Here is an 11,591-nt window from a genome sequence, read left to right on the forward strand (position 1 = left end):
CGGCGCAAGCTCGCTATCGACGATTGTTGCCGCTTGATTTTTACTGTCCAAGGTAAGCTATCGTCGCTCCTCTCTCCAAAAGCTGACTGTCGCAAATCCACCCATTCCCGCCCTCTGGGGCGCCACCTTGCCCAAAGTCGGCCTCAGTCGGCCAGCATGGCGGCGAGGGTGGGGGTCATATATTCCTGGCCGCCGGTTTCGGTGCGCAGGATGAGGCGGGCGGCGAGGTTGTGGCGGGTGGCGAGGGCCATGCCGCGATCGGCGCCCAGAACGGTGATCGCGGTCGCCCAGGCGTCGGCCAGCATGGCCGAGGCATGGAGCACGGTGACGGCAGCCACGCCCTCCGCAATGGGCGTGCCGGTCGCGGGATCGATGCTGTGCGACAGGCGGCGATCGCCCTCCATCCGGTAGCGGCGATAATCGCCCGAACTGGCCATGGAAAGGCCGCAGAGCGCGACCCGCAGCGTCGGGAGGTCGAGGCCCGGCGGCACTTCGGCATCGACCCACCAGGGCTGGATATCGGGTTTCACCCCTTCGCCGCGTAGTTCGCCGCCAATCTCCACCAGGAAGTTGGGGAGGCCGAGGCTGCGCAGGCAGGCCGCGACCGCGTCGACGGCATAGCCCTTGGCAATGCCGGAAAAATCGAGCGCGACGTCGGCGGTGCGCCGGGCGCGGTCGCCATTGAGTTCGATGCAGGTCCAGGGCGCGACCGAGGCGGTGGCGCTGCCGCCGGCGAGGGCCGGGCCGAAGCCCCAGCGCGCGACGATGCCGCCGATCGCCGGGTCGAAGGCGCCGTTCGACAGACGAGCCATGGACAGGCCCGCGCGCAGCACGCCCATCATCGCGGGCGGCAGGCGGGTCCATTGGCCGATCGGGCTGCGGTTGAAGCGGCTGATGTCGGAGCCGGCTTCCCAATTGCTCATCTCGCCGATGACGGCGGCCAGCACGGCCTCGACATGGGTCTGGCAGTCGGCGGGCGGATCGACGATGCGGGCCGACCATGTGGTGCCCATGGTCGGCCCGGCCAAAGTGACGATAGCGCCCTGACGCTGGCGCCCGGCAAATTGCTCGGGCGACAGGTCGGGCGCTATCGCGATCCGGACGGGATTGCCGGCGGGCCGGGTCAGGGCGCCAGCACTTCCAGCGTGGTGATGTAGGAGGCGCGCTTCTGCGGCGGGCCGGCCGGCGGCGCGGGCGGTGCGCCCTGCGGCTTGCCGCCCTGCGCGCCCGGACCACCGGGACCGCCGGGGCCGCCTTCGCGGCCGCCGCCGGTGCTGGCGTTCAGCCAGTACATGCCGGGGGCGCCCCATTTGACGGCCAGCTTGCCATCCTTGTCGGTGACGAGGTCCATCTGGCCCAGCGCATCGCGATAGCGGATGCCGCCGGGAATGACGGTGACCTTGAGGTCGGCGGCGGGCTTGCCGTCGAGCAGGAACTGGAAGGTCGCGGTCTCGCCCGACACCAGGTCATTGGGATGGGTCACCGGGACCAGTTCGATGCCGGTGCCGGTCGGCTTGAAGATGGTGGTGGTCGGCGCGCCCAGCGTCACGAATATCTCGTTGCGGTTGCTCGCCTCGGCGGTCTGGACATTGGTGGCGCCGGCAGGGATCGCCTGGGCCAGATTGGCCTTGGTGGTGCCGCGCGGCAGGCGCTCCTGCTTGCCGTTCAGGGTGTAGCTGCCCATCACCATGGTCGAGACATTGGCGATGCGATAGGTGCCGGGCTTGGTCAGATGCACGTCGAAGGTCGAGCGATATTTGCCGGTGGCGGCATTTTCGATCTTGCCGGTGGTGCCATCCGGCTCGGTCACGGCGATGCCGTCGGTGCGCATCGGGAAATGTTCGAAATAGAAGAGGTCGTTGGAGACCGCCGCGTCGACCGTCACCCAGCTGTCGGTGCCCGACAGGGTGGTGGAGGAGGGCAGCATCCACTGGCGGTGCGCCTGGGCCGCGCCGGAGAGCATCAGGGCGGCAAGCGCGCCCGCGATCAGATATTTGGCTTTCATGGTCTTTGTCCCCTGTTACTTGCCGAAGCTGACGCTGACGGCGCCGAGTTCGCTGCTGCCCTGCGCCTTGACGGCGACGCCGGGCTTGGCCGGCCAGGTGAAGGGCAGGCGGAGCAGTTCGCGGCCGCCGACTTCACGGGCGGCTTCCACCACCAGCGTATATTTGCCCGGACCCAGGGCGCCGAGCGGCCCCTTGCCGGCGGTGAAGGCGATCTTCTGGTCGCCCGGCGCGCGGGTCGCGCCAGATACGCCATCGGCCGGGAAGCTCATCGTGCGGCCGGACACGCGCCACCACTGGCGGATGTCGCGCAGCCATTTGGTGCCTTCGCCCTTGGCCTTGTCGACATCATACCAGACCGCGAGCGTGCGGGGGGCGGCGCCCTCCTTCTCCAGCCAGATGGCGACATAGGGGCGGTGATATTCGGCGACCGACAGGCGCGGGATATTGACCGTGACGGTCATGGTCTGCGCGGCGGCCGGCGCGGCCAGCGCACCGGTGGCGCCGAGCGCGGCACCGCCGGACAGGATGAGCTTGGGACTGATCTGCATGGAAAGATGGACCCCCGTTAGTGGATGAAGAGGATGGCGAGCAGCGCGGGCAGCGCAAGCCCGATCGCGACCAGCGGCCAGGTGCTCGGCCGCTTGGCGGCGTGCAACTGGAGCAGCAGCAGGCCGGTCAGCGCGAACAGGAAGCAGGCGATGGCGAAGATATCGATGAACCATTTCCACACGGTGCCGGCATTGCGGCCCTTGTGCAGATCGTTGAGGTAGCTGACCCAGCCACGGCTGGTCGCTTCGCTGGTGACCTTGCCGTCATGCCGGTCGATCGACACCCAGCCATCGCCGCCGGGACGCGGCAGGGCGAGATAGACTTCGTCCGCCGACCATTCCGCCTCGCCCGCGCCGCTCTGACCGATTTCCTTTTCGACCCATTGGGCGATCGGGGCGGGCAGGGGCTTCTTGGCGTCGGGCGCGTCATCGGCCGCGACCAGCTTCAACAGCGGGGCGGGCAGGGTGGCGCTCTTCTCGACGGTCTGGGGCGCCCCCTCGACATCGGCGGCGTGGTTGAGGGTGATGCCGGTGAAGGCGAAGAGCAGCAGGCCGATCAGGCTGATCGCCGAACTCACCCAATGCCAAGTATGCAGCTGCTTCAGCCAGAATGCCTTGGCGCTCTTCTTTTTCTTGGGCTGGGCGCGGGCGGGAGCGTGCATCGAGGGAACGGCGAGTCCTGTGGGAAATGAGGTGGCCCGAATAACGCGAACGACTCGCAATTGCAAACCGCTCGCAACAGGAAAAATGTATCAAAATGTAAGCGGTCGGGAACCAAAGCGCCGCACGCGCGTCTCCGCCTGCCGCCTCCTGCTTGACCACCATACTTGACGGGTGCGGCACGCCCCCCTAGCGAAATCAGCTTGGACAGCGATGTCGCGGGGATGCGATGTCTGTTTATCGGCCCTTATCCAGGCCGTTGCTGGCCGTTGGGCCCGTCGTCCAGACGGGGCCGTGACAAGGGACGATTTATGCTGCTTTCGGTTGCCGCCACTGGAATGATGCTGATGGCGGGACAGGGGGAGGTCGTGGACAGCGGCGCTCCGATGGTGCCGGCTGCGGCTATGGCACCTGCGCCGGCGGAAACGCCCCAGACGGTCCCTGCCGATCCGCTCCAGCCAGCGCCAGCACAGACGCCGGCACCTGACAGTCCCTATCCGCCGCCGGTCGTGCTGCCGACGCTGAGCCCGATTGCGGAGCAGCCCAAGGAAGAGGTGCCGGTCGATCCCAATGCGATCGTCGTGACCGGCGATACCGGGCTGCGCAAGCGCGATCCCTTCGCCGCGATCAACGAACAGTCTTTCGAAGCGGTCCAGGCCGTCGACAAGGCGCTGATCGAGCCGGTGGCCAAGGCCTATAACAAGGGTCTGCCGCGTCCGGTGCGCAAGGGGCTGCGCAACTTCTTCTCGAACCTGGGCGAGCCGGTCGTGTTCGCGGCCTATATGCTGCAGTTCAAGCCGGGCAAGGCGTTCGAGACGGCCGGTCGCTTCGCGATCAACACGACTCTGGGCTTTGTCGGCCTGTTCGACGTTGCCAAGCGCAAGCCGTTCAACCTGCCCTATCGCCCCAATGGCCTAGCCAACACGCTGGGCTTCTATGGCGTGGGGCCGGGGCCGTACATGTATCTGCCGCTGGTCGGCCCGACGACGCTGCGCGACATCATCGGCGACACGGTCGACAAGATGATCCTGCCCTTCGCGGTGGGCAAGCCATTCACCCAGCCCACGGTCGTCATCCCGATGGCGGTGCTGGACCAGCTGGGCGAGCGCGCGGCGTTCGACGAGCGCATCCAGGCGATCCGTTCCGACGACAATCCCTATGGCAGCTATCGCGACCTCTATCTCAACCAGCGCAAGGCGGAGATCGAGGCGCTGCACGGTCGCTACACGCCGGGCGTGACGCCGGTCTATGGTCCGGGGCTGCGCGTGCCCGGCAAGGACAAGCCGGCAGCTGATGCGCCGGCCGCTGTGGCGCCGGAGGCTGCTGCCCCGGTCGCTGCTGCGCCGGCCCCCGAACCGCCCCCCGCACCGGCGCCCAAGCCGCTGATGGTGCAGCCGCTGCCCGCCGACCCGCGCTGAGCGCATCAAAGGCACAGAAAAGAAAAAGGCGCCCGATCACTGGATCGGGCGCCTTTTTCTTTTTTTTTGGGGGGGCGGTTGAAACCCCTTCCCGCTGACGGGAAGGGGCGATGGCCTCAGCGGCCGAGCAGGCCGCGGGCCTGACCGGCGATTTCCGCCAGCATCGCGACATTGGGCGATGCCGCTGCCTTGGCGCGCTGCACCAGGGCGCGGAACTGCTGGATGCGCGCACCGCGCTCGATCAGCCATTTCTCGACATGGTCGGACACATCCTTGCCCTTGCCCTGGGCCAGGAAGTCGAGCCGCACCTGCTGCATGTCGCGCGCGACGCCGGAGATGAGCAGGCGCTCCCACGGGTCGGTCGGTTCCATGCGGGCGGCGGCCGACTGGACCCAGTCGATGCCGACAGCCTCGCCCAGATGGGTGAAGGCGCGGGTCAGCGCGATCTCGTCCATCTTCAGGCGGCCGGCGAGCGCGGCGATGCCGACCGCACCATCCAGCTTGAACAGGCCGGCGGTGCGCACTGCCAACGTCTCGGGCGCACCGAGCGAGAGCAGGCGATCGGTAACGGCCGTGACGCGACGCAGCGCTTCGCTGGTGAGCAGGTCGTCGACCTGGTTGGCGAGCGTTTCGACGCCCTTGGCCAGGATCGCATGGCCGGCGTCCGGCAGGGTGCCGGCGGGCACGCTGCGCAGGATATCGGCGATCTGCGCGCGCATGCCGCTGGCGATGTCGCCGAACAGGGCCAGGCGGGCGGCTTCCGACATGTCGGCCGCGTCGATATCCGCCCACAGGGTGCGGATGTCGTAGAGACGCTCGGCGATCAGGAAGGCGCTGGCCAGATCGGCGAGCGAGCAGCCCTCTTCTTCCGCCAGTTCGAACGGGTGGATGATGCCGAGGCGGTTGACGATGCGGTTCGCAACCTTGGTGGCGATGATCTCCTTCTTGAGCGCATGGGCGGCGATCGCATCCGCTTCCTTCTCCTGCATCGCGGCAGGGAAGGCGGCGGCCAGTTCCGCGCCCATGCTGGAATCGGTGGCGAGGTCGCCATGTTCGATCGCGTCCTGCAGCGCCAGCTTGGCGGTGGAGAGCAGCACGGCGAGTTCGGGGCGGGTGAGGCCCTGGCCATCCTGACCACGCCGCAGCAGCTGGTCATTGGCGGCCAGCCCTTCGACCTGGCGGTCGAGACGGCCGGTTTCCTCGAACGTCTCGATTAGCCGGACATAGGAGGCCAGGTCCGCCGCGCCGCCGCTTTCGGCGATCGACAGGCCGAGCGCTTGAAGCCGGTTATCCTCCAGCACGATCGCGCCGACCGCATCGGTCATGCTTTCGAGCAGGGCATTGCGCTTGTCGAAGGGCAGGCGGCCTTCCGCCATTTCCTTGTTCAGCGCGATCTTGATGTTGACCTCATTATCCGAGCAGTCGACGCCGGCACTATTGTCGATAAAGTCGGTGTTGATGCGCCCGCCATGCAGCGAGAAGGCGATGCGCCCGGCCTGTGTGGTGCCAAGGTTCGCGCCTTCGCCCACCACCTTGACGCGCAGCTGTTCGGCATTGACGCGCAGACGGTCATTGGCCGGGTCGCCGACATCGCCATGGCTCTGCGCAGCGGCCTTCACATAGGTGCCGATGCCGCCGAACCACAGCAGGTCGTTGGGGCTCTTGAGGATGGCGGAGATGAGCGCGGTCGGCTCCATCTCGCTCTCGGTCACGCCCAGGATTTCCTGAACCTGCGGGGTGAGCGGGATCTTCTTGAGGCTGCGGGCGAACACGCCGCCGCCTTCGGAGATCAGGCCCTTGTCATAATCCTCCCAGCTGGAACGGGGCAGGGCGAACATGCGGTTGCGCTCTTCCCAGCTCTTGGCCGGATCGGGATTGGGGTCGAGGAAGATGTGGCGATGGTCGAAGGCGGCGACCAGCTTGATCGCCTTGCTGAGTAGCATGCCGTTGCCGAACACGTCGCCCGACATGTCGCCGCAGCCCACGACCTTGACCGGCTCGCTCTGCACATCGATGCCCATTTCGGCGAAGTGCCGCTGGACGCTGATCCAGGCGCCCTTGGCGGTGATGCCCATCGCCTTGTGGTCATAGCCGTTGGAACCGCCGCTGGCGAAGGCGTCGCCCAGCCAGAAGTCCCGCTCCAGCGCGATCGCATTGGCGACGTCGCTGAAGGTCGCGGTGCCCTTGTCGGCGGCGACCACGAAATAGGGATCGTCGCCGTCGCGCACCACCACCTGGGCGGGGTGCTTCACCTTGTTCTTCACGATATTGTCGGTGATCGACAACAGGGTGCGGATGAAGATGCGATAGCTTTCCGTGCCTTCGGCGAACCAGGCGTCGCGGTCGACCTGCGGATTGGGCAACTGCTTGGGATAGAAGCCGCCCTTCGCGCCGGTCGGCACGATGACAGCGTTCTTGACACGTTGCGCCTTCATCAGGCCCAGGATTTCGGTGCGGAAATCGTCGCGACGGTCGGACCAGCGCAGGCCGCCACGGGCGACCGGACCGGCGCGCAGATGGATGCCCTCGACGCGCGGGCTGTAGACCCAGATTTCCCGCCAGGGCAGCGGCGCCGGTAGGCCGGGGACCAGCGCGCTGTCGATCTTGAACGCCAGCGCCTCGGCCGCGGCCGAGGCATAGAAGTTGGTGCGCAGCGTCGCGGTGATGACGGCCCGGATCAGGCGCAGCACGCGATCCTCGTCGATCGAGCTGACCTGTTCCAGGCCCGCGTCGATCTCCGCCTGGATGGCGGTCGCCTTGTCGCTGCCGTCCTGCGCGGCGGGATCGTGCAGCGCTTCGAACAGGGCGACGAGGTTGCGGGCGACGCCCTGTTCACGGCGCAGCGTGTCGGCGAAGGTCGCCATGCCAAAGGCGGTGCCGGTCTGGCGCAGATAGCGGAACAGCGCGCGGAACAGCACCACCGCGCGCGGCGCGAAGCCGGCGGTGACGATCAGTTCGTTGAACCTGTCATTTTCGGCGACGCCTTCGATCACCTGGGCGATCGCCTCGGTCACCACTTCGGCGCGGTCGACCACCGCCTGGGCATCGCCGCCGGCCGGCAGTTCCAGCACGAAGCGCTGGACATGGCCGAGCGCGCCGCCGTCGATCGGCGTGGTCATCTCGTCGATCACGCGGAAACCGAAATTCTCGAAGGCGGGGACGACTTCGGACAGGGCGATCGCGTCATGGCTGTAGAGCTTGAGGCGCAGCCGTTCGGCACTGTCTTCCGGATTGCGATAGATGCGGATCGACTTGTCGCCCGGACCCGACAGGCCGTGGATCAGGCGGATGTCGACCGCCGCCTCGACCGGGCCGGCGCCGTTGCGATAGGCCATCGGGAAGCCGGGGGCGAAGCGCTGGGCCAGCGCCGCGGCGCGGCCGGCTTCCTCGCTTTCGGCCAGCGCTTCCTCGACGGCGGGCAGCCAGCCGCGCACCATCTGCTTGAGCTGGCGATCGAGCGCGGCATCATCGGGCACCACGCCGCCGTCGCGCAGGTCGAGGGTGATGCGCAGCAGCGCCAGGCCGCCTTCCTCCAGCGCGATCGACCAGCTCAATACCGGGCCATTCGCCGCCTTGGCCAGCATGTCCTGGATCGCGACGCGGCGCGCAGTCGACAGTTCGTCGCGCGGCAGCCAGACAAAGGCATAGAGGTGACGGGCGAGCGCGCTGGTGGCCAGCACCAGCTTGGGGCGCGGCCGGTCGGTCAGCGACATGAAGGTGAGCGCCAGATGCTCCAGCGTGTCGCGCTCGAAGCCGATCAATATGTCATGCGGCAGGGTGGTGAGCGCATGGGCCAACGTCTTGCCGGCATGGCCGGCCGGATCGAAACCATATTTGTCCATCAGCGCCGACAGCGCCGAGCGCAGCAGCGGCACCTTTTCCGGCGAGGCGGCCAGCGCCGCGCTGGTCCACATGCCGGCGTGGATCGACAGGCCGGTGACGCTCTTGCCCTCACGCACCGGCAGGATGATGAGGTCCAGCAGCACGCCGCGATGCACGCGCGAGAGGATGTTGGACTTGATGATGAGCGGGCTGCGCTTGCCTTCCTCGAACCAGGTGAAGGCGGCTTCGCGCGAGGCCGGCGCGATCATCGGCTTGTCACGCAGCGCGCAGATGCCCAGCCGCTCTTCCGAGGTGCCGACGCGGCTGCACAGTTCATGGCCGATCTGGGTGAAATGGCCCGCGAGGAACCAGCGCAGCAGCGCAGCGCCTTCATCGTCGGTGACGGCATTGGCGTCGGCCGACATGGCTTCCTGCATGCGCGGCCAGTCGCGCACGGCGACGCGAACGTCGGCCAGCGTGTCTTCCAGCGCCTTTTCGAGCGCGCGGCGGGCCTTTGCGTCGGCCCGGTCGGCCTCGATATAGATCATCGATTCCCGCAACGCGCCCGGCGCATCATCGTCTAGGATCGCGGACAGGGTGCCATCGGCGCCGCGCGATATCGACAGGACGGGGTGGAGCAGCCGGTGGATGCTGATGTCGGCCGCCGCGAGCGTGGTGGCGATCGAATCGACCAGGAAGGGCATGTCGTCGTTGATCAGCGCGATCCGCATGAAGCGGCCGGTGGCGCCTTCGCCCAGCGTTTCGATCGCGATACCGGGCTGGCCGGCCTTGCGCGCATTGGCGGTGCGACCCAGGAAGGCCGCGGCGGCGGCGATGGCCGCCTGATCAAATCCCTCGCTCTCGCCGGGCAGGGCGCCCTTTGCCAGGACGCCTTCCAGCGCCGCGCGAACAGTTGAATCGACTTCCTTGATATTGGGATCAGCCAGCGCCGTCATTCGCCTACCTCTTAGCCGCGGGGAAATGTCCCGCCGTTGCCGAAACGGAGGAGGCGCTGGAACACCGCCAGACGACTCCTTGTCCTAGGGGCATCTATATGCCCCTCTCACCGGATCGTCTCAAGTATTGGTCGAAATAAAATTTCGCGCGCGTGAAATATTATGATGCGGCGCAGCATGGTCGGGCCGCCCGTTACTGGCGGATATCGATGTCCGGAAGGCAAGGCCCGAAGAGCAGGCATGCCCCTATGCACTTGGAAAGCCGCGATGTCACCCCAGGATGGCGCGTTTACGCCACGGCTGGGGGTGAGGGCCGGCGCCGAGGCAAGATATCAGTCGGCGGCGGCCAGGATCACGCGCTGGCCCAGGTCCGATCCTTCCGGCAGCGCGCCGACGATCGCCAGCGTGCCATCCGCCTCGCGCCGGGCGACGACGACGGCCAGGCCATCATTGTCGGTGGCGACGGCCAGCGGATCGAGCGCGGTGGCGCATTTCATCGCGTCGCGGGCGGTCTGGCGCTTGTCGGGGCGGGCGGGCATGTCCGCCCGGCGGGCGGCACGCTCGTCGCGGACCAGGGCCTTGAGGCCGCCATCATAGGAGGCCAGATAAGCGGCGAAGCTGCCGACCGGCAGGCTGGCGGTCGCGGCATGATCGAGCGCGGTCGCATATTCGGTGATGCGCGTCTTGTCATAGGTGGCGCCGAAGACCAGCTTGATGACGGCGGTCATCGGGCTGCGCGCCTGCGCCTTGATGCCATAATCTTCCAGCAGTTCGGCATATTCCTCGGCCGAACGGCGGGTCACCAGCGCGAAATCATAAGCGAGGCCGATCGCGCGATAGAGGGCGGCATGGCTGCGCGCCTCGCTGGTGCGGGCCTTTTCCGCGCCTTCGCGGGCGAGCGCCAGCCAGTCAGCGAGCGGCGCATCCTCGGTCGGCATCTCCATGCCGGCCAGGTCCAGCACGTCGTCATCCTCGTCCGCGCCCGGTCCATCGGCCCAGATCGGCGCATCGCTGCGCGCCGGGGGATTGTGCAGCAAATTGGTGTCGACCTCGCGCTCGATCGCGACCGACAAAGCGTGGCTGGCCATTTCCTTCCAGTTGATCACGCCGAACACGAAGTCGATCGAATCGCCCTGCGCAGAAAAGGGCATCAGGATACCGCGATAGAGAATCTCGCGGCCGCGCTGGTTGATGAACTCCGCCTCGAATCCGATCGGCGCGGCATTGGCGATGATCTGGAGATAATGATCGGTCAGGCGCGACAGCAGCGAACGGGCGGGGACATCGGCGATATGGCCGATCGCCCCCTCGATCTCGCATTCCTGACGCAGGGCGGAGCCGAGATAGACGATTGCCGGATTCTCGATGCCGGCGGTGAAATCGAGCAGCACGCTATAGGGACCGAAATCGTCCATCTGATCGGGCGAAAGATCCTCGATCAGGGGCAGGGCGCGATCGCCCAGCAGCGACGCCCAATAATTATAGGCGCGCACCTGCATGCGCCGTTCCTCATATCCCACGGCGAGCGGACGGTCGATCGCGGCATCACCGGGATATTCGAAATCGTCCTGGTCGTTGGCGACGTCATGCCCCCGCAGAATGTCCATCCGGTCGGTCCTTGGAACAGAGAATAAGCGACTTTGCGCAAGGCTGTGCCACGGGGATGGTAAACATGCCGTAAATTCGCGTGCAAAAGCGGATGGATGGCGCGCAATATCGGTCGATCGTGCGACGAGGACGGGGCGGGGGGCAAGAAAGTGCATTTGGGCGCTTGTCCAATCGCCCGACCGCTGTTATCTGCCCGCGCCAGTGCCGCTTTAGCTCAGTTGGTAGAGCATCGCATTCGTAATGCGAGGGTCACGTGTTCGAGTCACGTAAGCGGCACCAGGCCTTCTTCCCATAACGTCCAAAAACGTTGATTTTCTGCGGGTTCCGAGAGATTCTATCTTTCTCGGTGGTCTCGCTTTGTTCCAAGAAATGCCCCCAGATTTCGTTAAATTGGGGGCAGAGTTGGGGGCACTGCGGTGGGAAAAAGAGGAATGCCCCCAAATGGCTCTCAAAGCCGCAGAAATCCGTGCTTTTCCGGCACTCGTCTCAGCTTATCGCAAAACAGACGAAAAAGGACTCTATCTTGAGATTCGCCCCAATGGCGCGAAGCGATGGTTTTTCAAATATCGTGTA

At 66.5% G+C, this 11,591-nt stretch carries 7 protein-coding genes and 1 tRNA gene; 2 read left to right on the forward strand and 6 right to left on the reverse strand.

Annotation, left to right across the window (positions count from 1 at the left end):
* Positions 1-143: 143 nt before the first annotated feature.
* The 4 genes from ACUCV3_RS26925 to ACUCV3_RS26940 all read right to left on the reverse strand — a co-directional run bounded on the left by ACUCV3_RS26925 (position 144) and on the right by ACUCV3_RS26940 (position 3,216).
* Positions 144-1,013 (reverse strand): FAD:protein FMN transferase, encoded by an 870-nt coding sequence (locus tag ACUCV3_RS26925; RefSeq protein WP_048938356.1) that lies wholly within the window; start codon positions 1,011-1,013, stop codon positions 144-146.
* A gap of 110 nt (positions 1,014-1,123) precedes the next feature.
* Complete coding sequence (locus tag ACUCV3_RS26930; protein ID WP_048938355.1) at positions 1,124-2,005, reverse strand: DUF4198 domain-containing protein; 882 nt, start codon at positions 2,003-2,005, stop codon at positions 1,124-1,126.
* A 15-nt stretch (positions 2,006-2,020) separates the two neighbouring features.
* Positions 2,021-2,554 carry a DUF2271 domain-containing protein gene (locus tag ACUCV3_RS26935; protein ID WP_279731675.1) on the reverse strand — a complete coding sequence of 178 codons (534 nt, stop codon included), beginning with the start codon at positions 2,552-2,554 and terminating at the stop codon, positions 2,021-2,023.
* Between the two features lie 17 nt (positions 2,555-2,571).
* A complete protein-coding gene (locus ACUCV3_RS26940; protein WP_279731674.1) occupies positions 2,572-3,216 on the reverse strand; it encodes a PepSY-associated TM helix domain-containing protein in 645 nt (214 codons plus the stop codon).
* Between the two features lie 309 nt (positions 3,217-3,525).
* On the opposite strand from ACUCV3_RS26940, the gene ACUCV3_RS26945 reads away from it, so the two are divergent.
* A complete protein-coding gene (locus ACUCV3_RS26945; RefSeq protein WP_482241447.1) occupies positions 3,526-4,632 on the forward strand; it encodes an MlaA family lipoprotein in 1,107 nt (368 codons plus the stop codon).
* 116 nt (positions 4,633-4,748) lie between these two features.
* On the opposite strand, the gene ACUCV3_RS26950 is transcribed toward ACUCV3_RS26945, so the two are convergent.
* Both ACUCV3_RS26950 and ACUCV3_RS26955 read right to left on the reverse strand, forming a co-directional pair.
* The gene (locus ACUCV3_RS26950) at positions 4,749-9,410 is read right to left on the reverse strand and encodes an NAD-glutamate dehydrogenase (protein ID WP_482241448.1); all 4,662 of its coding nucleotides are present in this window, start codon (positions 9,408-9,410) and stop codon (positions 4,749-4,751) included.
* 332 nt (positions 9,411-9,742) lie between these two features.
* Positions 9,743-11,017 (reverse strand): PAS domain-containing protein, encoded by a 1,275-nt coding sequence (locus ACUCV3_RS26955; protein WP_482241449.1) that lies wholly within the window; start codon positions 11,015-11,017, stop codon positions 9,743-9,745.
* 204 nt (positions 11,018-11,221) lie between these two features.
* Here ACUCV3_RS26955 and ACUCV3_RS26960 point away from each other — a divergent pair.
* A tRNA-Thr gene (locus tag ACUCV3_RS26960) sits at positions 11,222-11,297 on the forward strand.
* Positions 11,298-11,591 lie beyond the last annotated feature (294 nt).

Source organism: Sphingobium sp. VMM, from assembly GCF_056790315.1.